The sequence below is a fragment of the Streptomyces sp. BI87 genome (genome assembly GCF_025957665.1).
GTDB lineage: Bacteria > Actinomycetota > Actinomycetes > Streptomycetales > Streptomycetaceae > Streptomyces > Streptomyces albidoflavus.
Window position 1 is genome coordinate 5,107,103 of record NZ_CP110079.1, and the last position, 26,365, is coordinate 5,133,467.

At 72.6% G+C, this 26,365-nt stretch carries 25 protein-coding genes; 12 read left to right on the forward strand and 13 right to left on the reverse strand.

Going from position 1 to position 26,365, the window contains the following annotated elements:
• Window positions 1–123: 123 nt before the first annotated feature.
• Genes OIM89_RS22800 through OIM89_RS22810 form a run of 3 tightly spaced genes read right to left on the reverse strand, consistent with a single transcriptional unit; the run spans window position 124 to window position 3,112 of the window.
• Window positions 124–969, reverse strand: coding sequence for a heme ABC transporter ATP-binding protein (locus OIM89_RS22800; RefSeq protein WP_264491588.1), 846 nt, complete (start codon window positions 967–969; stop codon window positions 124–126).
• Entirely contained in the window at window positions 966–2,081 is a 1,116-nt protein-coding gene (locus tag OIM89_RS22805; RefSeq protein ID WP_257204281.1) for a FecCD family ABC transporter permease, read from the reverse strand. The genes OIM89_RS22800 and OIM89_RS22805 overlap by 4 nt, the downstream gene beginning before the upstream one ends.
• Entirely contained in the window at window positions 2,078–3,112 is a 1,035-nt protein-coding gene (locus OIM89_RS22810) for a heme/hemin ABC transporter substrate-binding protein (protein WP_175457930.1), read from the reverse strand. Before OIM89_RS22810 ends, OIM89_RS22805 begins: the two co-directional genes overlap by 4 nt.
• Before the next feature lie 101 nt (window positions 3,113–3,213).
• Here OIM89_RS22810 and OIM89_RS22815 point away from each other — a divergent pair, with 101 nt between their 5' ends.
• The 3 genes from OIM89_RS22815 to OIM89_RS22825 all read left to right on the forward strand — a co-directional run bounded on the left by OIM89_RS22815 (window position 3,214) and on the right by OIM89_RS22825 (window position 7,162).
• On the forward strand, window positions 3,214–4,656 hold the full coding sequence (locus OIM89_RS22815; RefSeq protein ID WP_264491589.1) for an HtaA domain-containing protein: 1,443 nt from the start codon (window positions 3,214–3,216) through the stop codon (window positions 4,654–4,656).
• Between the two features lie 128 nt (window positions 4,657–4,784).
• Window positions 4,785–6,332 (forward strand): HtaA domain-containing protein, encoded by a 1,548-nt coding sequence (locus OIM89_RS22820; RefSeq protein ID WP_226965145.1) that lies wholly within the window; start codon window positions 4,785–4,787, stop codon window positions 6,330–6,332.
• A gap of 173 nt (window positions 6,333–6,505) precedes the next feature.
• Complete coding sequence (locus OIM89_RS22825) at window positions 6,506–7,162, forward strand: PhzF family phenazine biosynthesis protein (protein ID WP_030699099.1); 657 nt, start codon at window positions 6,506–6,508, stop codon at window positions 7,160–7,162.
• Window positions 7,163–7,252: 90 nt separating this feature from the next.
• On the opposite strand, the gene OIM89_RS22830 is transcribed toward OIM89_RS22825, so the two are convergent.
• Both OIM89_RS22830 and map read right to left on the reverse strand, forming a co-directional pair.
• On the reverse strand, window positions 7,253–7,915 hold the full coding sequence (locus OIM89_RS22830; protein WP_030699098.1) for a heme oxygenase (biliverdin-producing): 663 nt from the start codon (window positions 7,913–7,915) through the stop codon (window positions 7,253–7,255).
• 217 nt (window positions 7,916–8,132) lie between these two features.
• Entirely contained in the window at window positions 8,133–8,990 is an 858-nt protein-coding gene (map, locus tag OIM89_RS22835) for a type I methionyl aminopeptidase (protein ID WP_030699097.1), read from the reverse strand.
• A gap of 80 nt (window positions 8,991–9,070) precedes the next feature.
• Here map and OIM89_RS22840 point away from each other — a divergent pair, with 80 nt between their 5' ends.
• The 3 genes from OIM89_RS22840 (at window position 9,071) to OIM89_RS22850 (ending at window position 10,423) form a co-directional block, all read left to right on the forward strand.
• A complete protein-coding gene (locus tag OIM89_RS22840) occupies window positions 9,071–9,325 on the forward strand; it encodes a hypothetical protein (protein WP_151169682.1) in 255 nt (84 codons plus the stop codon).
• A 90-nt stretch (window positions 9,326–9,415) separates the two neighbouring features.
• Window positions 9,416–10,132, forward strand: a complete 717-nt coding sequence (npdG, locus tag OIM89_RS22845) for an NADPH-dependent F420 reductase (protein ID WP_151169684.1) — start codon at window positions 9,416–9,418, stop codon at window positions 10,130–10,132.
• 96 nt (window positions 10,133–10,228) lie between these two features.
• A complete protein-coding gene (locus OIM89_RS22850; protein WP_030699094.1) occupies window positions 10,229–10,423 on the forward strand; it encodes a hypothetical protein in 195 nt (64 codons plus the stop codon).
• A gap of 6 nt (window positions 10,424–10,429) precedes the next feature.
• Here the strand turns inward: OIM89_RS22850 and OIM89_RS22855 are convergent, their stop codons facing one another.
• Entirely contained in the window at window positions 10,430–11,230 is an 801-nt protein-coding gene (locus OIM89_RS22855; protein WP_226965144.1) for a site-2 protease family protein, read from the reverse strand.
• A 224-nt stretch (window positions 11,231–11,454) separates the two neighbouring features.
• A complete protein-coding gene (gene panB, locus OIM89_RS22860; RefSeq protein WP_030699092.1) occupies window positions 11,455–12,321 on the reverse strand; it encodes a 3-methyl-2-oxobutanoate hydroxymethyltransferase in 867 nt (288 codons plus the stop codon).
• A gap of 338 nt (window positions 12,322–12,659) precedes the next feature.
• Here panB and OIM89_RS22865 point away from each other — a divergent pair, with 338 nt between their 5' ends.
• On the forward strand, window positions 12,660–13,685 hold the full coding sequence (locus tag OIM89_RS22865; protein WP_047471053.1) for an endonuclease/exonuclease/phosphatase family protein: 1,026 nt from the start codon (window positions 12,660–12,662) through the stop codon (window positions 13,683–13,685).
• Window positions 13,686–13,822: 137 nt separating this feature from the next.
• Complete coding sequence (locus OIM89_RS22870; protein ID WP_030699090.1) at window positions 13,823–14,551, forward strand: C39 family peptidase; 729 nt, start codon at window positions 13,823–13,825, stop codon at window positions 14,549–14,551.
• An 81-nt stretch (window positions 14,552–14,632) separates the two neighbouring features.
• On the opposite strand, the gene OIM89_RS22875 is transcribed toward OIM89_RS22870, so the two are convergent.
• From OIM89_RS22875 to OIM89_RS22895, 5 genes are all read right to left on the reverse strand, one after another.
• Entirely contained in the window at window positions 14,633–16,390 is a 1,758-nt protein-coding gene (locus OIM89_RS22875) for an NAD+ synthase (protein ID WP_047471055.1), read from the reverse strand.
• 104 nt (window positions 16,391–16,494) lie between these two features.
• Window positions 16,495–18,105 (reverse strand): multicopper oxidase family protein, encoded by a 1,611-nt coding sequence (locus OIM89_RS22880; protein ID WP_047471058.1) that lies wholly within the window; start codon window positions 18,103–18,105, stop codon window positions 16,495–16,497.
• 98 nt (window positions 18,106–18,203) lie between these two features.
• Complete coding sequence (locus OIM89_RS22885) at window positions 18,204–18,662, reverse strand: DUF6153 family protein (protein ID WP_030699087.1); 459 nt, start codon at window positions 18,660–18,662, stop codon at window positions 18,204–18,206.
• Between the two features lie 51 nt (window positions 18,663–18,713).
• Window positions 18,714–19,337: a DUF305 domain-containing protein gene (locus OIM89_RS22890; protein WP_030699086.1), complete on the reverse strand. Its 624-nt coding sequence runs from the start codon at window positions 19,335–19,337 to the stop codon at window positions 18,714–18,716.
• Window positions 19,334–20,002 (reverse strand): DUF3105 domain-containing protein, encoded by a 669-nt coding sequence (locus OIM89_RS22895; protein ID WP_195731113.1) that lies wholly within the window; start codon window positions 20,000–20,002, stop codon window positions 19,334–19,336. Before OIM89_RS22895 ends, OIM89_RS22890 begins: the two co-directional genes overlap by 4 nt.
• Before the next feature lie 176 nt (window positions 20,003–20,178).
• On the opposite strand from OIM89_RS22895, the gene glnA reads away from it, so the two are divergent.
• From glnA to OIM89_RS22910, 3 genes are all read left to right on the forward strand, one after another.
• Window positions 20,179–21,540 carry a type I glutamate--ammonia ligase gene (gene glnA, locus OIM89_RS22900; RefSeq protein ID WP_003947745.1) on the forward strand — a complete coding sequence of 454 codons (1,362 nt, stop codon included), beginning with the start codon at window positions 20,179–20,181 and terminating at the stop codon, window positions 21,538–21,540.
• A gap of 732 nt (window positions 21,541–22,272) precedes the next feature.
• Complete coding sequence (locus OIM89_RS22905) at window positions 22,273–23,526, forward strand: transcriptional regulator (RefSeq protein WP_078951743.1); 1,254 nt, start codon at window positions 22,273–22,275, stop codon at window positions 23,524–23,526.
• 14 nt (window positions 23,527–23,540) lie between these two features.
• Window positions 23,541–23,912, forward strand: coding sequence for a hypothetical protein (locus OIM89_RS22910; RefSeq protein WP_030699083.1), 372 nt, complete (start codon window positions 23,541–23,543; stop codon window positions 23,910–23,912).
• 73 nt (window positions 23,913–23,985) lie between these two features.
• Here the strand turns inward: OIM89_RS22910 and OIM89_RS22915 are convergent, their stop codons facing one another.
• Window positions 23,986–24,609, reverse strand: coding sequence for a TetR/AcrR family transcriptional regulator (locus OIM89_RS22915; protein ID WP_030699082.1), 624 nt, complete (start codon window positions 24,607–24,609; stop codon window positions 23,986–23,988).
• A gap of 119 nt (window positions 24,610–24,728) precedes the next feature.
• On the opposite strand from OIM89_RS22915, the gene OIM89_RS22920 reads away from it, so the two are divergent.
• Entirely contained in the window at window positions 24,729–26,318 is a 1,590-nt protein-coding gene (locus OIM89_RS22920; protein WP_030699081.1) for an MDR family MFS transporter, read from the forward strand.
• Window positions 26,319–26,365: the final 47 nt, after the last annotated feature.

Consider the following 26,365-nt stretch of genomic DNA (forward strand, 5'->3'; position numbering starts at 1 on the left):
CTTGCGACCGCCCTTCCCTGCTCCACGTCCGGGCCCGAACCCTATCGGCCCCGTGCCCGCCCGGCGTACAGGCCGGGCGCGCCTCCCCGGCAGGGAGGCGCGCCCGGAATCCCGGTGCCAGGGTCAGCGTGGGCGCACCGGGACGACCAGAGGGGAGCCGCCCGCCGGATGCGGGAGGACCTCGACGGGCTGGCGGTAGACCTCGCCGATCAGCCCGGCGGTGAAGACCTCGGCGGGCGGGCCCTCGGCGGCGATCCGGCCGCCGTGCAGGACGGCGGCCCGGTCGGCGTAGGCGGCGGCCAGCTGGAGGTCGTGGAGGACGACGACGACGGCGTCCCCGGCCGCGGCCCGCTCGCGGCAGATCCGCAGCACCAGTTCCTGGTGGCGCAGGTCGAGGGCGGCGGTGGGTTCGTCGAGCAGCAGCAGCGGGGCGCGCTGGGCGAGGACCCGGGCGAGGGCGACGCGGGCGCGTTCGCCGCCGGAGAGCGCGGAGAAGGGGCGCCCGGCGAACTCCGTCACCTCGGTCACGGCCATCGCCGCGCGGACCGCCTCCTCGTCCTCGTCCTCCCGCTCGGTCCCGGCCCAGGGGGCACGGCCCATCCGGACCACCTCCTCCACGGGGAACGGGAAGGAGAGCGTGGCCGCCTGCGGCAGCACCGCCCGGCGCAGGGCCAGTTCGGCCGCGCTCCACTCCCCGGCCGGGCGGCCCGCGACGCGTACTATGCCCTCGGCCGCCGGGGTGTCGGCGGCCAGGGCGGCGAGCAGGGTGGACTTGCCGGCGCCGTTCGGGCCGACCAGGGCGAGGACCTGCCCGGCGCGGACGGTGAGGTCGGCCCCGTCGAGGACGGTGCGGTCGCCGAGGCGGACCCGTAGCCGCTCGGCCTCGGCGAGGACGGTGCCGGGCGCGGGCGCGGCGGGCAGGTCGCGGACGGTGCGCGCGGTGCCGAGGAGTCTGGCCGTCAGGCTCATGCCCAGCCTCCCTGCTTGCGCCGGGTGCGGCGCAGGAGCCAGAAGAAGAACGGACTGCCGAACAGGGCGGTGAGGACGCCCAGCGGGAGTTCGGCGGGGGCCGCCACGGTACGGGCGGCGAGGTCGGCGGCGACCAGGACGAGGGCGCCGCCGAGCGCGCTGCCCGGGACGAGGAAGCGGTGTCCGGGTCCGGCCGCCATCCGCAGCAGGTGCGGGACGAGCAGGCCGACGAAGGTGATGATCCCGGCCACCGCCACGGCGGCGGCGGTCAGCAGCGCGACGACCAGCACGAGGACGATCCGCAACCGCTCCACGTCGACCCCGAGGTGCCGGGCCGGGCGCTCGCCGAGGGCGAGCAGGTCGAGCTGGCGGGCGTGGAGCGGGGCGGCGATCAGTCCGGCCAGCGCGCAGGGCAGGACGGCGAGCACCTTGGGCCAGGTGGCCTGGGCCAGTGAGCCGAGCTGCCAGAAGGTGATCTGGCTGACCTGGGCGTTGTCGGCGAAGAAGACGAAGAGGCCGATCAGGGCTCCGGCGAAGGCGTTGACCGCGATGCCGGTGAGGATCAGCGTGACCACCTCGGTCCGGCCGCCCGAGCGGGACATGACGTAGACGAGGAGGACGGTGGCGAGGCCGGCGAGGAAGGCGAAGACCGTCACCGTCCAGTCGCCGAAGAAGGTCAGGCCGAGGGCGATGGAGGCGACCGCGCCGACGGCGGCGCCCGAGGAGATGCCGATGACGCCCGGCTCGGCCAGCGGGTTGCCGAAGACACCCTGCATGAGGGCGCCCGCGCAGCCGAGCGAGGCGCCGACCAGCAGGGCGAGGACGACCCGGGGGAGCCGGATGTTCCACAGCACGCTCTCGCCGACCCGGTCCAGCTCCGCCCCGCCGAGGCCGGTGCGGTGCAGGAGCGAGCCGAGGACATCGCCGATGGGTATGCGGTAGGCGCCGATGCCGGCGGAGAGCAGGCAGAGCAGGACCAGGGCGGCGATCAGGCCGAGGGTGAGGCCGGCGGTGAGGGAGAGGCGGCGGGCGCGGCCGGTGGACTGCCGGGCCGAACCCTCGTCCTGCGGGCCGCCTTTGGTGAGGTCGGCGCGGGGCGCGGTGGTGGTCACTTGGCGCCGTCCTGCCCGGCGTAGAGCTGGTCGACCAGGTCGGCGAGGACCTGGTCGGTGCGCGGGCCGTAGTTGAGGAGGACGCCGTCGTCGATGGAGACGACGCGGCGGTCCATCCCGGCGGGGGTCTCGGCGACGCCCGGGATCTTGACCAGGCCGTCGATCCCGTCGACCGACTTCAGCCCCTTGGCCATGACGAGGATCGCGTCGGGGGCGGCCTTGGCCAGCGCCTCGCTGGTGATGGCGGTGAAGTCCTTGCGCAGCCCGGACTCCTTCCCCGCGTCCAGCGCCCCGGCCGCCTCCAGGAGCGAGCCGGCGCCCGACTCACGGCCGCCGAGCAGGTAGACGGAGGCGGAGCCGCGCAGGTAGAGGAAGGCGACCCGGGGCCGGTCGGCGGCGGGCAGGTCGGGCACGTCGGCGCGGACCTTCTCGATGCGCTGCTCGGTACGGTCCACCAGGGCCTTGCCCGCCTCGGCCACGCCGAGGGCGCCGGCCACGGCCTCGATCCGGGGGCCGATGTCGTCGAGGCTCTTCGGCGGGTCCAGGACGACCAGCGGGATGCCCGCGTCGCGGAGCTGGCTGATGGCCTCGGCTGGCCCGGTGGTGGTGTCGGCGAGGACGACGGTCGGCTTCAGCGAGAGCACGCTCTCGGCGGAGACGTCGTGGGCCCGCGTCACCACGGGGAGATCGGCGGCCTGTTCGAAGGTGGCGGTGATGTCCCGGGCGACCACCTGCTCACCGAGGCCGAGGGTGAAGACGATCTCGTTGAGGCTGCCGGTGAGCGGGACGACGCGGCTGGTGTCCTCGACGGACACGGTGTGGCCGTCGGCCGAGGCGACCTCGGCGGGGAGCTTCGGCTCGGGGGCCGGTCCGGCGAGCGGCTCGATCCGGTCGGTCCGCTCCTCGGCGGCCGGGGCGGCGCCCTTGTGCCCGGTGTCACCGCCTTCTGCCGGTCCGCCGCATGCCGTGAGGGCGAGCGCGAGTCCCGCCGCCAGTGCACCGGCCCGAACTGGGATACGCACCGAGTCCACCGTCCTGTCGTGCTGTTGAGGTTCCGGGGGTTCCGGAGAGACAGGAGGTAGCTTAGGTTAGCCTTACCTAAAATCGCCAGCCTGCCCGAAAGGGAAGTTCCATGCTGTCTGCCAGACGTACCGCCAGAGCGGTCACCGTCACCGTTCTCGCGGCATCCCTGGGGGCGCTGCTTCCCGCCACCACCGCCCACGCCGCCGACCGCACCGTGCAGGGCGGCCGGCTGGACTGGGGGGTCAAGTCCTCGTTCCAGTCGTACGTCACCGGGCCCATCGCGCAGGGGAGTTACACCCTCCAGGGCGGCGCGGCCACGGTCGGCGCCAGCCAGTTCCGGTTCCACTCGGCGACCGGCTCGTACAACCCGGACACCGGCGCCTTCTCGGCCGGCTTCTCCGGCGGCGTCCGCTTCCTCGGCCACCCGAAGAACGGCGGCCACGAACTCGACCTCACCATCGCCCGCCCCACCGTCCGCATCTCCGGCGGCAGCGGCACCCTCTACGCCGACATGACCAGCAAGGCCAAGGGCACCGGCCAGGTCACCACCTCCGCCCAGGTCCCGCTGGCCACGCTCAACGTCTCCGGCATCGAGATGCGCGGCGGCGGCGGTCCGATCGGCCTCAGCAACCTCCCCGCCACCCTCACCTCCCAGGGCGCCCGCGCCTTCGCCGGGTACTACACCGCCGGCACCGCCCTCGACCCGGTCAGCCTCTCCGCCGACCTCCTCGCCGCCGCCCAGCAGCCCTCCAACTCCCCCGGGGGCGAGGAGAAGAAGAAGGACGACGGCGGGAAGAAGAAGGCGGAGAAGGAGAAGAAGGCCGCCCGCATCGAGGACGCCGCCCTCGACTGGGGCGTACGCCGCACCTTCCGCGAGTACGTCACCGGCTCCCTCGCCCAGGGCGAGTGGAAGCTCGCCGACGGCGCCGAGGACGGCGGGGCCCTCTTCCGCTTCACCTCCGGCGCGGGCACCTTCGACAAGGAGGACCAGCGGCTCGACGCCTCCTTCGACGGCAGCGTCCGCTTCACCGGCGACCACGGCCTGGACCTCGAGCTCAGCAAGGTCGCCGTCGCCGTCGAGGACGGCAAGGGCACCCTGCGCGCCGACGTCCGTGACGCGGACGAGGTGACGAAGGGCGTCCCGCTCGTCACCTTCGCCGTGAAGGAACTCCAGGCCGAGGACGGCCTGATCACCCTCACCGAGGTGCCCGCCGCGCTCACCGCGAAGGGCGCCGACGCCTTCGGCTCGCTCTACAAGAAGGGCACCGCGATGGACCCCGTCTCCCTCGCCGTCACCCTCGACGAGAAGGCCGAACTGCCGCCCCTGCCCGACCTCGGCTCCGCCGGCACCCCGACCGCCTCGCCCGAGCCGAAGAAGGCCGCCGCGCAGGAGAAGACCGAACCGGCCGCCGCCGAGAGCTCTTCCCCGGCGCTGCCGCCGGCCGTCGGCGCCGGAGTCGTCGTCCTGGCCGCCGCGGCCGGCGGGTTGATGATCGCCCGCAGGCGCCGTACGGCCACCCCCGCAGACCACCCCTCCCCGCGGGACGACTGACCCCCGTCGGAACCGTCCCGCGCCCCCCACGCAGTACCTCACCACCTCCCCCCATGCACGGCTCCCCTTCCTCTCTCCGGGGGCGCACGACCAGTGCCCCCGGTCCTCACCTCAGGAGATCTCCCGTCATGACCCCCAACCGCCGCCCCGTCGTCCTGGCCGCCGCCGTCGCGACCGCGCTGGGACTGGGCGCGACCGCCCTGACGCTGCCCGCCGTCGCCGCCGAGGCGCCGCGCGCCGGCGCCCCCGTGATGGACCTGACCGACGGCACCCTGAACTGGGGCGTGAAGGAGTCCTTCCGCCGGTACGTCAACGGCGGCGGCACCATCACCACCTCCGGCGGCGCCACGCAGGCCGAGGGCAACGGTCCCTTCACCTTCGTGGGCGGCACCGGCAAGTACAACGAGGCCGGCGACCACGGGGTGAACGTCGCCCTCGACGGTTCCGTCAAGTTCGCCTATCCGGCACACCACTTCACCGTCACCATCGACGACCTGAAGGTCGTCACCGTGGGGAACACCGGCTTCATCAAGGCCGACGTGACCCTCGACGACGACACCCAGGACGACATCGACCTCGCCACCGTCGACCTCGCCGCGGCCACCAAGGGCGACAGCCGCACGGAGCTGGTCTACAAGGACATCCCCACCACGCTGACCGCCGACGGCGCCAAGGCGTTCAACGGCATGTACAAGGCGGGCGACGCCCTCGACCCGGCCACCCTCTCCGTCAAGGCGGCCCCCGCGACGACCGCCCCGCCCACCGGCGAGCCCACGGACGGCCCGACCGACGAGCCCACGGACGATCCCTCGGAGAAGCCCACCGAGCAGCCGACCGGGAAGCCGACGGAGAAGCCCACCGAGGAGCCCACCGGCAAGCCCACCACCGAGCCCACCGAGAAGCCCTCCCCGGGTGCCGGCCAGGAGCCCGGCCAGGTCGCCAAGGGCACCCTCGCCTGGGGCGTCAAGGAGTCCTTCCGCCGGTACATAGCGACCGGAGGCTCCGCCGCCGTCGCGGGCGGCGCCAAGGACAACGGCAACGGCTACGACTTCCCGTACGCCAAGGCCGACCTGGACGCCGACGCCCGCAAGCTCTCCGCCTCCTTCGGTGGCAGCGTCCGCTTCACCTACCCCTCGCACGGCATCGACATGAAGTTCAGCGACGTCAAGGTCGAGGCCGCCGGGAACAAGGGCACCCTCTCCGTCGACGTCACCACGCCTCAGGGCACCGAGGACGACGTCGCGTTCGCCACGCTCGACCTGTCCGGCGTCTCCTACGAGGCCAAGGACGACGTGGTCCGCCTGGAGGAGGTCCCGGCCGCCTTCACCGCCGACGGCGCCGCGGTCTTCGCCAACGACACCACCGGCTCCGTGTACGAGGAGGGCGAGGCCATCGACCCGGTCACCCTCGCCCTCGGCCTCACCGACGACGCCCAGCTGCCCGGCGGCTCCGGCGGCAACGGAGGCTCCGGCAACGGCGGTTCGGGTACCGGCGGCACCGGCGCGGTCGGCTCCGGCACCGTGGGCGGGACCGGTGGCACCGGCGCGCTGGCCTCCACCGGCGCCGAGGTGAACGCGGGCGCCCTCGCCGGCGCCGCCGCCCTGGTCGTGGCCGCGGGCGCGGGCATGGTCGTCGCGGCCCGCCGCCGCAACGCCGCGGGCGACGCCGCCGGCTGACCCCGCGCAGCCCGGCCAGGGGCGCGCGGTGGACCCTCCCGGGACCGCCGCGCGCCCCTGAACCGTGCCCCCGCGCCCCGCACTCCCGGGGTGCGCCAGGGAACGGGCGGCGGTCCTCCGTGCGCCCCGGGGTGCCGCACGGAGCCGGGGCCCGGCGGTGTTTCAATTTCCGGGTGACGCACATCGACGTACTGAGGGTCTTCTGCGGCCCCGACGGCCGGCACGGCAACCGGCTGGGCGTGGTCCGCGACGGCTCCCGGTTCCCGGGGGACGAGGAGCGGCGCGCGCTGGCCGCCCGGCTCGGCTACAGCGAGACGGTCTTCGTCGACGACCCCGAACGCGGCCTCGTCGACATCTGGACCCCGAGCCTGCGCCTGCCCTTCGCCGGACACCCCTGCGTGGGCACCGCCTGGCTCCTGGACGTCCCCGAACTCGTCACCGGCGCCGGGGTGGTGGCGGCCCGCCAGGACGGCGAGTTCACCTGGATCGAGGCGCGCCCCGAGTGGGCCCCGCCGCGCGCCCTGCGCGCCTACGACGACCCGGACGTCGTCGACAAGCTCCAGGTCCCCCCGCCGGGGGAGTGGGTCTACGCCTGGGCGTGGAGCGAGGAGGCGGCGGGCCGCGTCCGCGCCCGCGCCTTCCCCGGCCGGGGCGACGGCGTGGACGAGGACGAGGCCACCGGCGCCGCCGCCCTGCTCCTCACCGCCCAGCTCGGCCGCGCCCTCAACATCAGCCAGGGCCGAGGCTCCCAGCTCCTGACCGCCCCCCAGCGCGACGGCACGGTGGAGGTCGGCGGCCGCGTCGAGATGGCCGGCACCGTACGGCCCTGATCCGCCCCGGACTCGTACGCGGACCCGCCTTCGGGCCCGCTCCCCGGGAGGGTGGAGAGGGCCCGAAGGGGGTCCGGGGACGCGCGCCGGTCAGGCGGCGCTGAGCGGGAACTCCCGGCCCAGCTCGCGGAAGAGGGCCGTGTTGAGGGCGAAGGCGCGCTTGCACTCGTCGACCACGCGCTGCTTCTCGAGGTCGTCGACGGGCAGCGCGTCGAGCAGTTCGCGGTAGCTGCGCTTGAAGGCGGCCGGGTTGCTTATGCCCTCGAAGACGTAGAACCGCACGCCGTCGCCCTTGCGGGCGAAGCCCCAGGTCTTCTCGGCGGTGCCGCGGATGATCTGGCCGCCGGAGAGGTCGCCGAGGTAGCGCGTGTAGTGGTGGGCGACGAAGCCGCCGGGCCAGGTGCGCACGCACTCCCTCACCCGTTCGGCGTACGCCTCGGTGGCGGGCAGGGCGGTGGCCCGCTGCTGCCAGCCCTCGCCGCGCAGATGGGCCAGGTCCCGCTCCAGCTCCGCGGTGCGCTCCAGCTCCGGCTGGAGGAAGGGGCCCGCCACCGGGTCGCCGGCCAGGGCGGCGACGCCCTCCTCCAGGGCGCGGTACACGAACCAGAGCTGCTCGGTGTACCGGGCGTACGCCTCCACGCCGAGCCGGCCGCCGAGCATGTCGCTCATGAAGGTGCTGGTCTCCGCCTCGGTGTGCTGCTCGTGCGAGGCGGTGCGGATGAGTGTCGAGAAGGGGACGGGCGGGGTGTCCACAACGGACCTCCGGAGGCGTGAAGTACGTGAAGTAAGGGTGGAAACTGCGCCCATCATTTAGCTTAGGCTTGCCTAAGTCAACAGCTTGCCGACTGCTCGTCGGTAAGGTTCCCGACACCTGGTCGAGAAAAACCTCCCCGGGCTGTCCGTCCCGTACACGCCGAAGGGGCGGCCCCGGCCTCGCCGGAACCGCCCCTCAGGCGTGTGCGCCGCGTGCTCAGGGCAGCGTCAGGATCTCCGCGCCGGAGTCCGTGACCACCAGGGTGTGCTCGAACTGGGCCGTCCGCTTGCGGTCCTTGGTCACCACGGTCCAGCCGTCGTCCCACATGTCGTAGGTGTGGGTGCCCAGCGTCAGCATCGGCTCGATGGTGAAGGTCATCCCCGGCTCGATCACGGTGGTCGCGTTGGGGGAGTCGTAGTGCGGGATGATCAGGCCGGAGTGGAACGAGGTGTTGATGCCGTGACCGGTGAAGTCACGCACCACCCCGTAGCCGAACCGCTTGGCGTAGGACTCGATGACGCGGCCGATGACGTTGATCTGGCGGCCCGGGCGGACCGCCTTGATGGCGCGGTTCAACGACTCCCGGGTCCGCTCCACCAGCAGCCGCGACTCCTCGTCCACGTCGCCGACCAGGTAGGTCGCGTTGGTGTCGCCGTGCACCCCGCCGATGTACGCGGTCACGTCCAGGTTGATGATGTCGCCGTCGCGCAGCACCGTGGAGTCCGGGATGCCGTGGCAGATCACCTCGTTGACCGAGGTGCAGAGCGACTTGGGGAAGCCCCGGTAACCGAGCGTCGAGGGGTAGGCGCCGTGGTCGACCATGTAGGCGTGGGCGATCCGGTCCAGCTCGTCGGTGGTCACCCCCGGCGCGATGGCCTCGGCCGCGGCCGCCATCGCCTGCGCGGCGATCCGGCCCGCCGTCCGCATCGCCTCGATCGTCTCGGGACTCTGCCGTTCGGGACCGGTGTACGGGGTGGGCGCGGGCCGGCCCACGTACTCGGGGCGCCGGATGTTCCCGGGCACGGTGCGGGTGGGAGAGAGCTCCCCTGGTACGAGCGTCGACTGGCCAGACATGCCGACGAGTGTAGCCAGCCCGACTCGGGCAACATGGCCCTCACGGAGGCCGCAGCGGCGGCGGAAGCGAGGGAGCCCCCATGGCACTGTTCAGGAAGCGCGCGGCAGGCAGGCCCGGCGAGTGGTACTACTGCCTCGAACACGGCACGGTCGAGGAGGGCCCGCAGTGCCCGGCCAAGAACCGCCTCGGCCCCTACCCCAGCCGGCAGGAGGCGGAGAACGCCATGAACACCGCCGCCGAGCGCAACCAGAGCTGGGAGAACGACCCGCGCTGGCACGACAAGGGCGAGGGCGGCGAAGGGGACGACGGCGGCAAGGGCCCGGCAGCCGCCTGACGCGGCCCCGCGAGCCCCGGCGCGCGGCCCCGGACGCGAGGTCCGGGGCGTTCCGCCGCCCCCCTCCTACCAGCAAGTAGGGTCGCTCCCATGACTACTCCTGACTCCGCGGGCGACGCCCCCAAGAAGGCCCCCGCCAAGGACCCCTGGGACCTCCCCGACGTCTCCTCGCTCGTCGTCGGCGTGCTCGGCGGCACCGGCGACCAGGGGCGCGGCCTCGCCTACCGCCTCGCCCAGGCCGGCCAGCGCGTGATCATCGGCTCCCGGGCCGCCGAGCGCGCCCAGTCCGCCGCCGCCGAACTCGGCCACGGCGTCGAGGGTGCCGACAACGCCGAGTGCGCCCGCCGCAGCGACATCGTCATCGTCGCCGTGCCGTGGGACGGCCACGCCAAGACCCTGGAAGGGCTCCGCGAGGAGCTGGCGGGCAAGCTCGTCGTCGACTGCGTCAACCCGCTCGGCTTCGACAAGAAGGGCGCCTACGCCCTCACCCCCGAGGAGGGCAGCGCCGCCGAGCAGGCCGCCGCCCTGCTCCCCGACTCCCGGGTCACCGCCGCCTTCCACCACCTCTCGGCCGTCCTCCTCCAGGACCCGGAGGTCGCCTCCATCGACACCGACGTGATGGTGCTGGGCGAGTCCCGGGCCGACACCGACCTCGTCCAGGCCCTCGCCGGGCGCATCCCCGGCATGCGCGGCGTCTTCGCCGGCCGCCTGCGCAACGCCCACCAGGTCGAGTCGCTGGTCGCCAACCTCATCTCGGTCAACCGCCGCTACAAGGCGCACGCCGGGGTCCGCGTCACCGACATCTGACCGGGGCCCCGTCGGCGGGTCCGGCGAACGGGGCACAGAGGGCATGGGGGACACTGGAGGGCGCCCGTACCGCGCCGCCCGACAGGAGCCGCCCCCATGCCCCGCCTCGCTCTGTACGCCCTCGCCGTCTGCGTCCTCGCCGCGGTCGCCGCCGTCGTCTCCTTCGTCCAGGGCCAGTGGATCGGCGTCGTCTGGGTGCTCATGGCCGGCCTCTCCTCCAACATGGCCTGGTTCTACTTCCGCCGCGCCAAGGCCGAGCGGCAGCGGCAGCAGCAGACCGCCGGCGTCTGACCCCGCTCAGCCGGCCGGCACCTCGTCGGTGCCCAGCCAGAACTGGTAGAGCCGCCGCCCACAGTACGTGTCCCACTCGCTCACCCCGAGCCCGCCGAGGACCGCGTCCACCAGGCCGAAGAAGGCCCGGTTGACCTCCGGAACCCACAGCAGCGCGAAGACCGCGAGCAGCCCGTACGGCGCGAAGGGCTCGACCTGGCGGCGCACCTTCTGCGACAGCCAGGGCTCCACCACGCCGTACCCGTCCAGCCCCGGTACCGGAAGGAAGTTCAGGATCGCCGCCGTCACCTGGAGCAGCGCCAGGAAGCCGAGCGCGTACCGGAAGTAGGGCGGCACCCCGTCCAGCGCGCCCAGCCAGAACGGGGCCGCGCAGACCACCGCGAAGACCACGTTGGTCAGCGGCCCCGCCGCCGAGATCAGCGAGTGGCGCCAGCGGCCCCGGATGCGGCGCCGCTCGATGAAGACCGCCCCGCCGGGCAGCCCGATGCCGCCGAGGATCACGAAGAGCACCGGCAGCACGATGCTGAGCAGGGCGTGGGTGTACTTCAGCGGATTGAGCGTGAGGTAGCCCTTGGCGCCCACCGAGATGTCCCCGCTGTGCAGCGCGGTCCGGGCGTGCGCGTACTCGTGGAGGCAGAGCGAGACCACCCAGGCGCCGGTCACGAAGAGGAAGACGGCGAGCCCCACCGCCGGGACATCCGCCCACACCCCCCACCCCGCGACCGCCGTCACGGCCGTGATCGCGAGGAAGACCGGGCTGATCCGGCGGTCGGCGGAGCGGGCGGGGGACGGCGCGGATGTCGGCACGCGGCACTCCTTCTCGGCTGCCCGGACGCGGCAGCCGCCCGGGCGCCCCACCGTACGGGCCGCGCCCCGGCCCACGGAACGACACCGGCCCGACACCGGGGGAGGAGTCGGGCCGGCGCCGGGGCCGCGCGGCCGGGCGGGCGCGTGGGCGGGGCCCGCCGGCTGCGGCACCGGGACCGCCCGGCACCGGCGGGGGGACACCGGGGCCGGGCGGAGGTAACGGGTCAGTGGAAGGTGTGCTCCTCCGCCGGGAAGGCACCGCCCACGACCTCGTCGGCGAACTCCTTGGTGGCCGCCGTCATGATCGCCCGCAGATCGGTGTACTTCTTGCTGAACCGGGGCGCCTTGCCGGGGGTGAGCCCGAAGGCGTCGGTCCACACCAGCACCTGCGCGTCGGTCCCGGCGCCCGCGCCGATGCCGACGGTCGGGATCTGGAGCATGCCGGTCACCTCGGCGGCCAGCTCGGCCGGTACCGCCTCCAGCACGACCGCGAAGGCGCCCGCGTCCTGCACCGCCTTGGCGTCCCGCATCAGCTGCTGCGCGGCCTCCTCGCCGCGGCCCTGCACGCGGTACCCCATGGCGTTGACGGACTGCGGGGTGAGGCCGATGTGGGCCATCACCGGGATGCCGGCCTCCACCAGCATCCGGATCTGCTCGTGCGAGCGCTCGCCGCCCTCCAGCTTCACCGCGCCCACGCCGGCCTCCTTGACCAGCCGGGTCGCGGAGCGCAGGGCCTGGACGGGTCCCTCCTGGTAGGACCCGAAGGTCAGGTCGGCGACGATCATGGCGCGGCTGGTGCCGCGGACGACGGCCGCGGAGAGGAAGGCCATCTCGTCGAGGGTGACCGGCACCGTGGTGTCGTACCCGAGGTGGCAGTTGCCCATCGAGTCGCCGACGAGGAGGACGGGGATGCCCGCCTCGTCGAAGACCGACGCGGTCATCGCGTCGTAGGCGGTGAGCATGGGCCACTTCTCGCCGCGGTCCTTGGCGCGGGCGATGTCGTGGACGGTGACCCGGCGGGTGGAGGTCCCGCCGTAGAGCGCCTTGGGGTCGGCGGTGGACTGCGTGGGGGCAGCCGGAAGCTGCGTCATCGCAACGGCTCCTTCTGTCATCTCGAGGCGCCCTGACGGCGTCCCCGGACTCTCCTCCATGGTGGCACCCGACCGGGGTGGACGGGAAGACGTGGAGGCCGGGCGGGGGACGTGACGTGCCAGACAGCGCGCGGAGCCGGCGTTCCCCCTGCTACCGGGGGTAACTGTGCCCGTTCTGTCACAGCCGTCCGCCCTGTGCGGGCACCCGGAACTGCGGGGGCGGTGCCGTCCGTCGTCCGGGGAGGAAACCGCCGTCGTGGACGGCACGGAAGGGCGCCGCTCATCCCCTAGGGTCGGGGTTCGAGACGGCGTGGAACAGGCAGCGAGGCGACGACGGCATGGCGCAGGCGTACAGGACGGAACCGGACAGTGACGGCCACGAGCACGGGCGCCCCGAACCCCGGCTCCGCTCCTTCGCCCGCCGGCTCCGGACCCACCGGGGACCCTGGCGGCGCGGGCTGGTCCTCGCCGGTCTCGCGGTCCTCCTCGCCCTGGTCATGGCCGGCCACGCCCGCATCCCCAACTCGGTCGGCAGCCTGGGCAGCCTCGGCGAGACCTTCCTGCCCTGGCTCGGGCTCGCCCTGCCGGTGCTGCTGGTGGCCGGTCTGGTGCGCCGCTCGGCCACCGCGCTGGTCGCGCTCCTGCTGCCCGCGATGGTCTGGCTCAACCTCTTCGGCGGCCTGGTCACCGACAAGTCCGCCACCGGCGGCGACCTCACCGTCGCCACCCACAACGTCAACGCCGACAACCCCGACCCGGCCGCCACCGCCCGCGACGTGGCCGCCTCCGGGGCCGACGTGGTCGCCCTGGAGGAGCTGAGCCCCGAGGCGGTCCCCGCCTTCCGCGAGGCGCTCGCCGCCACCTACCCGCACCACGCCGTCGAGGGCACCGTCGGCCTGTGGAGCAAGTACCCGCTGAGCGCCACCGCCCCGGTCGACATCAAACTCGGCTGGACCCGCGCCCTGCGCTCCACCGTCGACACCCCCTCGGGCCCGCTCGCCGTCTACGTCGCCCACCTGCCCTCGGTACGGGTCAAGGTCGACGCCGGCTTCACCGCCGGCCAGCGCGACAACAGCGCCGAGGCGCTGGGCCTGGCCATCCGCGGGGAGGAGCTGGACCGCGTGGTCCTCCTCGGCGACCTCAACGGCACCATGAACGACCGGGCCCTCTCCCCGGTGACCTCCCAGATGCGCTCCACCCAGGGCGCCGCCGGGAACGGCTTCGGCTTCAGCTGGCCGGCCTCCTTCCCGATGGCCCGGATCGACCAGATCATGGTCCAGGGCGTCGAGCCCGTCTCCTCCTGGACCCTGCCGCGCACTGCCAGCGACCACCTGCCGATAGCGGCACGGATCAGCTTCGGGTAGGGCGTGCCGGTGGCGGTGCGGCCGTCCGGCCCCGCGCCGGGCGGCCGTACGCGGCCTTCCGCCGGGGGTCTACGCGTGTCATGCTCATGACTTTCGCGTCCCCCCACGGACGTCCCCCCACACCGGAAGGACCTCCCATGCGGAGAAGATCTTTCGCCACCGCCCTCGCCCTCGGCGCCACCGGCGCCCTCCTCCACACCGGCACCGCACGCGCCGCGGCCCCCGGCGGCAGCCAGGTCGCCCCGCTGCCGCCGAGCCCCGCCCACCCGAACGGCATCCAGGTCGCGACCGAGGTCGTGGGCCGGACCCGGAGCGCCTTCCCGACCCTGCGGACCAAGGAGGTGCGCACCCGGGGCGAGCACGTCCTCTCGGTGGAGTACCAGGTCCAGGAGACCGGCTACTGGTGCGGTCCCGCCGCCACCCGCTGCGCCCTCTCGGCCCGGGTCGCCGCCCCCAGCCAGGCCACCCTCGCCGCCGAACTCGGCACCCACACCGGCGGCACCGACCACATAGGCCAGGTCACCGCGGTGCTCAACTCCCGCATCGACGCCGGCCAGTACGTCACCCGCGAGATGCCGAACGACCCGCCCACCCAGGCCCAGGTGGACCTGCTCTGGTCGGACGTGGTCGACGACATCGACCACGGCTACGCGATCGTCGCCAACATCGTGGCTCCGCCCGGCAACCAGCCGCCCGGCTACCCGGCGGACCAGACGGTGTACCACTACTTCACCGTCATCGGCTACGACACCGACCACCACACCGTCCTGATCGCGGACTCGGCCTCCTTCAACGGCTGGCAGATCTACTGGCTGGACTTCTCCCAGCTCGCCTCGCTGATCCCGCCGAAGGGCTACGCGGCCTGAGGTCCGGTCCCGTCCGGAAACGGCCGAGGGGCCGCGAGGAGAACGGATCTCCTCGCGGCCCCTCGGCACCCACCGGCGCCGTCAGCCCGACTCGCGCCAGCGGCTGGTGATGGGCAGCCGGCGGTCCTTGCCGAAGCCCTTGGCGGAGATCTTGGTCCCCGGCGGGTACTGCCGCCGCTTGTACTCGGCGTTGTCGACCAGCTTCAGCACCCGCGTGACGGTCTCCGGGTCGAAGCCCGCCGCCAGGATCTCGTCGCGCCCCTCGTCCTGGTCGACGTAGCGGGCGAGGATCGCGTCGAGCACGTCGTAGTCGGGCAGCGAGTCGGTGTCGACCTGGCCGGGGCGCAGCTCGGCGCTGGGCGGCTTGGTGACGGAGTTCTCCGGGATCGGCGGGGTCTCGCCGCGCTCCGCCGCCACCTCGTTGCGCCAGCGGGCCAGCCGGAAGACGGTCGACTTGTAGACGTCCTTGATCGGGCCGTACGCCCCGACCGAGTCCCCGTAGAGAGTCGAGTAGCCGACCGCCAGCTCCGACTTGTTGCCCGGGGCCAGCACGATCTGGCCCTCCTGGTTGGAGATGGCCATCAGCGTGGTGCCGCGCAGGCGCGACTGGAGGTTCTCCTCCGCGAGGCCGGTCAGCCCCAGCTCGCCCATGTACGCGTCGAACATCGGGGCGATGGAGACGGTCCGGTAGTGCAGCCCGGTGCGCCGGGCCAGCTCGGCCGCGTCGTTCTTGGAGTGCTCCGAGGAGTACTTCGAGGGCATCGAGACGCCGTACACGTGCTCTGCGCCGATCGCGTCCACCGCGAGGGCGGCGGTGAGCGCCGAGTCGATGCCGCCGGAGAGCCCGATCAGCACGGAGCGGAAGCCGTTCTTGCGGACGTAGGCGCGCAGACCGGTGACGAGGGCCCGGTAGACCTCCTCGTCGTCGTCGAGCGGCGGGACGGTCGTGCCCGGGTACTCCGCGGGGCCCGGGTCCGCCACCGGCTCGCCGGAGAGGACGACGCGGTCGATCCGCAGCCCGTCGTCGACCGTCCCCTCGGGGGCGTCGGCCGCGGCGGCGGGGAGGTCCAGGTCGAGGACGAGCTGGGTCTCCGTGAACTGCGGGGCGCGGGCCAGCACGGCGCCGGAGGCGTCCACCACGATCGTGTCGCCGTCGAAGACCAGCTCGTCCTGGCCGCCGGTCATCGCCACGTAGGCGGTGGCGCAGCCGGCCTCCTGGGCGCGCTTGCGGACCAGCTCCAGGCGGGTGTCGTCCTTCTCCCGCTCGTAGGGCGAGGCGTTGACCGAGAGCAGCAGCCCCGCGCCGGCCGCCCGGGCCGCCGGGACGCGGCCGCCCTCCTGCCAGAGGTCCTCGCAGATGGCGAGGGCGACGTCGACGCCGCGCACCCGGATCACCGGCATGGTGTCGCCGGGCACGAAGTAGCGGAACTCGTCGAAGACGCCGTAGTTCGGCAGGTGGTGCTTGGCGAAGGAGAGGACCACCTCGCCGCCGTGCAGCACCGCCGCCGCGTTCTGCGGGGCGCCGGCGGGCTGGCCGTAGCGGGGCTGGGCGGTGCTGGAGCGGTCGAGGTAGCCGACGACCACGGGTACGTCGCCGAGGCCCTCGTCGGCGAGGCGCGCGGCGAGCGCCACCAGCGCCGACCGGGAGGCTTCGACGAACGACGAGCGCAGCGCGAGGTCCTCGACCGGGTAGCCGGTGAGGACCATCTCGGGGAAGGCCACGAGGTGCGCGCCCCGCTCGGCCGCCTCACGGGTCCGGTGGACGACGGCGTCGGCGTTGCCGTGGAGGTCGCCGACGGTGGCGTCGATCTGGTTCAGGGCGAGTCGTAGTCGATGCACGTCCGCCAGTGTAATCGTCACAACGACGCGATGTCGCGGCGAGCCAGGCGGCTCCCCGCACGCGGAGGGCGCGGGGAGCCGTCTGGGGACGGGATCGTGGCAGGTCAGCGGCGGTATCCGAGGACCGTCATCATCCCGGCCTCCGCGTGGTAGACGTTGTGGCAGTGCAGCATCCACAGCCCCGGGTTGTCCGCGTCGAAGTCGGCGGTCAGGGTCCGGTGCGGCAGGATCACCGCGGTGTCCTTGCGCGGCGCGCCCTTGGCCGAGGAGAGCGCGAAGGTGTGGCCGTGCAGGTGGAGCGGGTGCCACATGTCGGTCGCGTTGCTGAAGACCAGCCGCACCCGCTCCCCGGCCCGCACCGGGTACCGCTCGGACGCCTTGTACGGCCGCCCGTTGAACGCCCAGTCGTACTTGGCCATCCCGCCGGTCAGCTGGAACCGCACCGTCCGGTCCGGCGTACGGGCGGGCAGCGCCACCGGCTCCGCCGCCACCAGTTGGTCGGCGGTCAGCACCCTCCCGTCCAGCTCATTCGGCCGCGCCCCGGCCTTCGGCGCCACCCCGCCGCCGGTCCGCAGCAGGGCCCGGGCGGTGGCGTCCTTCCCCTCGGCCAGCGCCGTCAGCGGGAAGACCCCGTCGCCCGCCGTCACCAGCACGTCGTACCGCTCACCCATCCCGAGCAGCAGCGCGTCCGTCTCCGCGTGCTCCACCGCGAACCCGTCGGTGTGCGTCACCGTCATCCGGTGCCCGCCCAGCGCCACCCGGTACGCGGTGTCCCCGCCCGCGTTGACCAGCCGCACCCTGATCCGGTCACCCGGCTTCGCCCGGAACACCTCGGGGTCCTCCGCCGTCCGCCCGTTGACCAGGTGGTACGGGTACTTCACGTCCCCGGCGTCCCCGCCGAGCAGCTCGCTGCGGGCGCCCATCATCATGCGCGAGGGCCCGTCCGGCTCCTCCGTCCGCGCCCCCTGCGCCGACATGCCGTGCCCGCTGTGACCACCGCCCTCGTCCCCGCCGCCACCGGAACCGTGGTCCATCCCGGACGCCATCCCCCGGCCCAGCTCCGCCAGCACACCGTCCGGGGTGGACCCCTCCACCCCGTCGACCCAGTCGTCGACGACCACGACCCACTCGTGGTCGTAGGCGAGCGGCTCCTTCGGGTCCTCCACGATCAGCGGGGCGTACAGCCCCCGGTCCTGCTGCGTCCCGCTGTGCGGGTGGAACCAGTACGTGCCCGGGTGTGGCACCTTGAAGCGGTACGAGAAGCCGGCGCCGGGGCGCACTTCCTTCTGGGTCAGGCCCGGGACGCCGTCCATGTCGTTGCGCAGGGCGAGGCCGTGCCAGTGGAGCGAGGTCGGCTCGGGCAGGTGGTTGGCGAGGGTGAGCGCCAGGGTGTCCCCGGCGGTGACCCGTACCTCGCGGCCGGGCAGCCGGTCGCCGTAGGCCCAGGTCGGGACGGTGACGGGGCCGAGGTCGAGCCGGGTCTCGGTGGCGGTCAGCCGGAGCTCGCGGACCCGGCCGCCGCCGGCCCGCGCCTTCTCGGCCTCCGCGACCTCGCGGCCGGCCGGGTCGATCCAGTCACCGGCACCGGTCGTGGACCCGGACCCGGAGCCGTGGTCGGAGCTGGTGCCCCCGGAGGAGGAACAGGCGGCCAGCAGCCCGGTCCCGGCCAGGCCGAGTCCGGCGCCGAGGAGGGAGCGGCGCGTGGGTGTACGCATGGGGAAGTCACCTTTGTCGTCGGTGGAGGTGCGGTGGGGCAAGGCATGCGGAGACGCGCCTGCCGCGCGAGGGGCGCGGAGGCGGCGGTTCCGGCGGCCTAGATCCGCAGGACCGACAGACGGGCGAGGGCGAGACGGGTCGGCGGCGCTATCGGCCACTGGGCGCCCCGGCGGCCGGTGAGGAGCACGCGCGCGGCGGAACCCGGGTCGGCGCCGCGCCACAGCAGGCCGCCCGCGCGCAGCAGGAGGCCGAGGGTGAGGGCCGCGAGGACGGCCAGGCAGACCGACAGGGGGTCGGTGCCGGGCAGGGGGTCGGAGGAATCGGGCGTACCGGCGGTGGCGCCGGCGCCGGGGGAGTGGTGCTCCGCCGCGGCGGTCCCGGTTGCTGCCGCCGGGGCCGCCGCGACCGTTCCCGCCCCGTGGACGGCGTCGTGCGCGCTGCCGTGGTCCCCCGCCGGGTGCCCCAGGGTGTGCATGGTGAGGACGCCGAGGAGCAGGGCGGCGAGCAGCAGCAGGCGGCCCGCCCGCCCGGCCACCGTGCCCGTCCTCGTCCTCATGGGCGGCAGCCTACCCCTCCCGGGTATACGGCCGGGCGGCGGGCCGGTGCCCTAGTCGCGGACGCCCCGCTTGCGCAGCAGCTCCGCCATCAGGTCGATCTCCGACTGCTGGGCGTCCACCATGCCCTGGGCCAGCCGCTTCTCGGCCGGCACCGCGCAGGCGCTGACGCACCCCTCGGCCATGTGGATGCCGCCCTTGTGGTGGTCGGTCATCAGCCGCAGGTAGAGGATCTCGGCCGCCTCACCCTTGGTCTTCCGCAGGCGGTCCAGCTCGGCCCTGGTCGCCATCCCGGGCATCAGCGCGCCGTCCTTGCCCGGCTCGTGCCGCATCCCCATCCAGGCCATCGGCGGCTCCTCGGTGACCTTCGGCAGCCCCCACAGGTCGAGCCAGCCCAGCATCATGCCGCGCTGGTTGGCCTGGGTGTTGGCGATGTCGTAGGCGAGGGTGCGGATCTCCTCGCCGTCCGTGCTGTCCCGGACGAGGAACGACATCTCCACCGCCTGCTGGTGGTGGACGGCCATGTCCCGCGCGAACCCGGCGTCGGCGGAGTCCGACGCCGGGACGGCGGGCGCGGGCGGCGGCTCCTCGCCCCCGGCGGCGGCCACGGTGACCACCGACCCGAGAGCGATCAGCACCGCCGCCGCGCCCGCCGCGAGCGCCGTACGCGTCCTCACGAGGAGAGGCCCCCGGTGCAGGCGGCACCCGGCTCGGGCGTCTGCGGTCCCTGCACGTACTTGGTGAAGAACTGCGCCACGCGCGGGTCGTCCGCGCTGTCCACGGTCACCTGCTTGCCCCAGGCGCTCAGCATCAGCGCGCCCTCCTGCTTCTCCACCGGGCTCATCAGCGAGTACGGGGTGGACCTGACGCGCTCGGTGAGCTTGTCGACGTCGGCCGGGTCGGCGTCGCCGTTGTGGGTCACCCAGACGGCGCCGTGCTCCAGCGAGTGGACGGCGTTGACGTCCGGTATCGCCTTCTCGTAGACGTCGCCGTCGCAGTTCATCCAGACCTGGTTGTGGTCACCGCCCACCGGCGGGGTCATCGGGTAGGAGACCGGGGTCGAGACGTGGTCGCGGCCCAGCTCCTCGGCCTTCCAGGACTTCTCGCCCTTGACCGGCTTCTCGGCCTGCGCCTTCTCCGCCGCCTGGGTCTGCTCCTTCTCGTCGGCCTTCTGGAGGTAGAGGTACCCGCCCCCGCCTATCAGCCCCACCACGACGAGCGTGCTGACCCCTATGAACAGCAGGCGGTTGCGGCGCTCGCGCGCCTGCTCGCCCGCGCGCATGCGCTGGATACGAGCACGGCGGTCCTCCGCGGACCCGGGGGTGTTCCTGGTCGAACCCATGGTGTGTCCTTTGCGCAGTCTTGGGGCGGGCGGGCCCGCTGATCGTAATGGGGAGCGGGGTGTCCAGGGCCATACCGCTGCCCGTAATCTGGCCGAAACCCCTGGCCGTGATACTGGTGGGGCACCCACACGCTGGGCGGTGGCGCACAGACCGTCTGAACTGCAAGGATGTAGCTATGGACAAGCAGCAGGAGTTCGTGCTTCGTACGCTGGAGGAGCGCGACATCCGGTTCGTGCGCCTGTGGTTCACCGACGTCCTCGGCTTCCTCAAGTCGGTTGCCGTGGCCCCGGCCGAGCTGGAGCAGGCGTTCGACGAGGGCATCGGCTTCGACGGCTCCGCCATCGAGGGCTTCGCCCGCGTCTACGAGTCCGACATGATCGCCAAGCCCGACCCCGCCACCTTCCAGGTGCTGCCGTGGCGCGCGGAGGCCCCCGGCACCGCCCGCATGTTCTGCGACATCCTCATGCCCGACGGCTCACCCTCCTTCGCCGACCCGCGCTACGTCCTCAAGCGCGCCCTGGCCAAGACCTCCGACCTGGGCTTCACCTTCTACACCCACCCGGAGATCGAGTTCTTCCTGCTGAAGAACAAGCCGGTGGACGGCTCCCGCCCGGTCCCCGCCGACAGCTCCGGCTACTTCGACCACACCCCGCAGAACGTCGGCATGGACTTCCGCCGCCAGGCGATCACCATGCTCGAATCGATGGGCATCTCCGTCGAGTTCAGCCACCACGAGGGCGCCCCCGGCCAGCAGGAGATCGACCTCCGCTACGCCGACGCCCTCTCCACCGCCGACAACATCATGACCTTCCGCCTCGTCATGAAGCAGGTCGCGCTGGAACAGGGCGTGCAGGCGTCCTTCATGCCCAAGCCCTTCTCGGAGTACCCGGGTTCCGGCATGCACACCCACCTCTCCCTCTTCGAGGGCGACCGCAACGCCTTCTACGAGTCCGGCGCCGAGTACCAGCTCTCCAAGGTCGGCCGCTCCTTCATCGCCGGCCTGCTCCGCCACGCCGCCGAGATCTCCGCCGTCACCAACCAGTGGGTCAACAGCTACAAGCGCATCTGGGGCGGCTCCGCCCGCTCGGCCGGCGCCGGCGGCGAGGCCCCCTCGTACATCTGCTGGGGCCACAACAACCGCTCGGCCCTGATCCGCGTCCCCATGTACAAGCCCGGCAAGACCGGCTCGGCCCGCGTGGAGGTCCGCTCCCTCGACTCCGGCGCCAACCCGTACCTCTCCTACGCCGTCCTCCTCGCCGCCGGCCTCAAGGGCATCGAGGAGGGCTACGAACTCCCCCCGGGCGCCGACGACGACGTCTGGGCCCTCTCCGACGCCGAACGCCGGGCCATGGGCATCGAACCCCTCCCGCAGAACCTCGGCGAAGCCATCTCCCTCATGGAACGCAGCGAACTCGTCGCCGAAACCCTGGGCGAGCACGTGTACGACTTCTTCCTCCGCAACAAGAAGCAGGAGTGGGAGGAGTACCGCTCCGAGGTGACGGCTTTCGAGCTGAAGAATTTGCTGCCGGTGCTGTAGGGGTGCGTCAGCCCCGATCCTGGACGAGGCCCGTGCCTGCCGAGCACGGGCCTCAGAGATGTGTGGGCGGCTCGGCCGGAGGATCGTCCTGCCAGGTGTGGCGGCCGGGGTGTCCTGCGAACAGGTAGCACGCGTCTCCGTGGGGAGGCGGACCGGTGTCGGGGCGGTCGGTGTGGGCGGCCAGGGCGACCTGGTCGGCTCCGGTCCAGCGCAGCCCCAGGGCGGTGCAGCGATCCGTCGTCCAGGAAGCCGTATTGCTCGCTGCCCGCGTGTAAAGCGGTGAGCTGGCACTGTACGGCCACATCGACGCACCCTGACGCGGCCCTCGTCCGGGCTTCGTCGGCCGAGCCTGGCGGCACGCGGCGCCAGTGCGGACACCTCGTCATGACGCCGAGCCTCGGACAGGGGTGGCCTTCGGTTCCGCATGCACGGTGCACCGGCTGCACGTGCAGGGCGGGAACTTGCCGGTGACAACCGGGACAGGATCATCTGCTTCGACCTGCACCACCGTCACCGGCCCCCATGTCCGGCCGGAGTCCCGGGAGACCTTCAGTGTCATGGCAGTCCGCTTTCTCATGGTCAAGGCGGTTCCCTTTCGTTTCCTGGGCCCTTCCTGGCCTGTGATCAGGAAATAGCCCGGTGTGCCGGACGGCCACGGCACTTCTGCGGCATTCTTGACGCAGATCCGTGCATGCCGCCCGAGAGCGCCGGATTCGGGGGAAGGATGGGCGCATGGGACTGGCGGAGCGACGTAGGGCCGTGGGCTACAGCCAGGAGACGCTGGCTCACTTGCTCGGTGTGGACCGCACGACCGTGGGGCGTTGGGAGAGCGGCAGGGTCTCCCCTCAGCCACCGCAGCGGAGAGGGCTCGCCAACGCTCTCGGACTCAGCCTGGACGAGTTGGACTGCCTCTGGGCGATGCCTGCCGTTAGGGTCCAGGAGACCGCTCGGTGCCAGACCGAGGAATCCCCGACACCGGGAGACTCCGACGAGATGATGCGTCGCGCTTTTCTTCGCGTGCTGAGCGTCAGCGGTGCGTTGGCGGTTCTGCCCGTCGACGAGGCCGAGGCCCTCGAGGAAGGGGCCGGTCTGGGTGCTCCGGCCGACTTCGACCGGATGAACGGCCATCTCTGGCAGGTCTACCAACTGGCCCGTTCCAAGAGAGCCGTACACTCTGTCGTTCGTGATCAGCTGACGACGCTGAACGAGGCCCTGGCGAGCGGGCGGGGACCCACCCGCCCCCTGTTGAGCGCCGCTGCCGACCTCTTTCAACTGGCCGGGGAGGTCGCCTTCGACGGCAATCGCTACTCCGAGGCAGCCTCCTCGTACGCCCTCGCGGCCTCGGTCGGAAGAGAAGCCGACGCTTATGACTTGTGGGCCTGCGCCCTGGTACGCCATGCCTACGTGGAGATGTCGGAAGGGCGCCACCGTGAGGCGGTGCAGTTGCTCGGGGCGGCGGCGCGGCTGGCCCGCCAGGGTGACAGTGCTCTGTCGACCCGGCAGTGGGTCGCGTCCGTGCAGGCGGAGGCGTACGCGGGACTCGGTGATCTGACGGCCTGCGAACGAGCGATGGACGAGGCTGAGACCGTGCGTGAGCTGGGCGGGGACAGCGCCAACGGTGGGTGGCTGCGGTTCGACGGGGCGCGGCTCTCGGAGGAGCGGGGAGCGCGCTACGTGCAGCTCGGGCGGTTCGACCTGGCGGAAGAGACCCTGACGGGCGCGTTGAAGCAGACGGATCTGGCGGCCGGGCACTCGTACCGGAGGCGGGGTGCGGTCCTCACCGATCTCGCGGTCGTCGGCGTGCGGCGGGGTGATGCGGAGCAGGTGGTGGCGTACGGGGGCGAGGCTGTGGGGCTGGCTCGGGCTACGGGTTCGGGCTACGTGGTTCGCAGACTCCAGGCTCTGCGTGGCGAGTTGGGCTCCCTGGAGGAGGATCGTCGGGTGGCCGGACTGGGTGCGGAGATTGCCGTGCTGGGGATGTCGTGACGAAAGGGGCAGGTATGTCGGAGGTTGAAGGGGCGCGGTTGTTCCGGGAGAGCTGGATCGCCGGCGTGCGGCGGCATTTTCCTGGGGAGCCGAAGGCGGGTTATGTCACGCCGTGGGAGGGGACTCCGGAGTGGGAGCGGGAGGCTGCCGGGGCCGTGTGTGCGCAGGTGAGGCAGTTCGTGGAGGTGAGTGCGGGGAAGGCGGGGCGGCTTTCGCGGGAGCAGAAGGGGCGGTTCGTCGCCACGTGCTGGACGGCTCAGATGTACAAGCATTTCGAGGAGCCGAAGCCCGGATATGTGGCCGACTGGTCCGAGCTTCCGGAGTGGCAGCGGGAGACCGACGCCGACATTTTCGAGGCGATCGAGAGGCGATTCCCGCTGAGTTGAGCGGGGCTTCCGGCGGAAGGCCGAAGGGGTGTGGGGTGCGTGATCGCGTGCCCCACACCCCTTTCGTGTGCGGTCAGACGAACCGTGCGCCCATCTGGTCCATGGTGATCATCATCAGTTCCGTGGGGTCCTCGGCCTGTTCGTTCTCCTCGATCCAGAGTTGCATGGCGATGCGGAGGGCCACGAGGAAGGCGGCGGCCATGACGCGGGCGCGGACCGGGTCGGTGGGGCTGCGGGCGGTGAGGGTGGCGGCCAGGTCGCGTTCGAGGGTGGCGAGGGTGCTGAGCTGGCGGCCGAGGAGGGAGGGGTGGCTCATCGCGAGGCGGGTCTGCTGGGCCCATTCGCGGCGCGGGGGGTCGAGGCGGGGGTCGCGGAGCACCTGGGTGGCGGCGCGCAGGGCCTGCCAGTGGGTCTCCTCGGCGGGGCGGTCGCGTACCGCGTCGAGGAGGCGCTGGATGTACTGCTCCTTGCCGTAGAGGACGGCGTCCTCCTTGCCGGCGAAGTAGTTGGAGAAGGTGCGCCGGGAGATGCCGGCGGCGTCGGCGATGGCCTCCACCGTGACGTGGTCCAGGCCGTGCTCGCGGGTGAGCCGCATCGCCGCCTCGTGGACGGCCTGACGGGTGGCGGCCTTCTTGCGTTCGCGCAGGCCAAGTGGTGCGTCGGGGGTGGCCGCCGGGGTCTCCTCGGTGCTGTCCATGGGACAGATATTACTCACTCATTACCCAGTGGGCATTATTGCAGGGTGAGCAAACTTGCCCAGTGTGCATGTATGGTGAATCAGTCACCTCATCTGCTCATCACCTCCGGAGGTTGCGCGTGAGCGCACACTCGGCCGCCGCGCCGACGGCAGCCGCCCCGATGGACCACCGGCACGTCATGCGCGCCTTCAGCGGTCTGCTGGTCGTCCTGTTCGTGGCGATGATCAGCGGCACCGTGGTCTCCGTCGCGCTGCCCCAGATCATCGGCTCGCTCGACGGAACCCAGTCGCAATACACCTGGGTCGTCACCGCGACGCTGCTGGCCTCCACGGCCTCGACGCCCATCTGGGGCAAGCTCGCCGACCTGTTCAGCAAGAAGTTGCTGCTCCAGATCGCCATCGGCCTGTTCATCGTCGCCTCGCTGGCCTGCGGCTTCGCCCAGAACACCGGCCAGCTCATCGGCTTCCGCGTCATCCAGGGCCTCGGTATGGGCGCCCTCCAGGTGCTGGTTCAGGTGATCATCGCCGCGATGATCAGCCCCAAGGAGCGCGGCCGGTACAACGGTTACCTCGGCGGCGTCATGGCCGTCGCCACCGTCGGCGGGCCGCTGCTCGGCGGGTTCATCACCGACACCTCCTGGCTCGGCTGGCGCTGGTGCTTCTTCGTCGCGGTGCCCTTCACCCTGATCGCCCTGGTGATGCTGGCCCGCACCCTGCACCTGGACGAGATCAAGCGCCCCGACACCAAGGTCGACTACCTCGGTGCCGCGCTGATCGCCGCCGGTGTCTCGCTGCTCCTGCTCTGGGTCACCTTCGTCGGCAACAACTTCGACTGGATCTCCTGGCAGACCCTCGCCATGGTCGCGGGCAGCGTGCTGCTGCTGGGGGCCGCCGTCACGGTCGAGGCCAAGGTGGCCGAGCCGATCGTGCCGCTGCACGTGGTGCGGCGCCGTGACCCCGCGCTCGCCATCATCGCCTCCCTCGCGGTGGGCATGGCGATGTTCGGCGGGGCCGTCTTCCTCGGGCAGTACTTCCAGATCGGGCGCGGCTACTCGCCGACCGAGGCGGGGCTGCTCACCATCCCGATGATGGCGGGCGTGCTCATCTCCTCCACCGTCGCCGGGCGGCTGGTCTCCAAGTCCGGCAAGGTCAAGCCGTACATCATCGCCGGTGTGGTGCTGTTGACCGTGGGCTTCCTCGGGCTCTCGCTGATCGACCACAAGACCTCGCTGGTCGGGGTCTCGCTCGGGATGCTCGCCGTGGGCGCCGGTGTCGGTATGTCGATGCAGAACCTGGTGCTGGTCCTCCAGAACACCGTGCCGCTCTCCGAGCTGGGGGCGGCCAGTGGGTCGATCACCTTCTTCCGGTCGCTCGGGGGGACCGTCGGGGTCTCCGTGCTCGGGGCGGTTCTCGCCAACCAGGTGTCGGCGAAGATCGCCGACGGGCTCAGCCGGATCGGGGTTGATCCGGCGGCCGGGGGGTCCGGGAGCGGGACGCTCAACATCGCTGCCATGCCGCCGCAGATCCAGGAGATCGTGCGGGCGGCCTACGGGGAGGCGACCGGGCACATCTTCCTGATCTCTGCGGGGATCGCGCTCGTCGGGGTTGTGGCCACGCTCTTCCTCACTCCTACTCGGCTGCGGGACAGCGTGGACCTCGCCGGGGGCGCCGGGGAGGCCGAGGAGCGGGTTCCCGCTGCTGCGGGGTGAGCCCTTCGGGGTGCTGAGGTCGGGCCTTGCCGCCCCTGCTGGGTTCG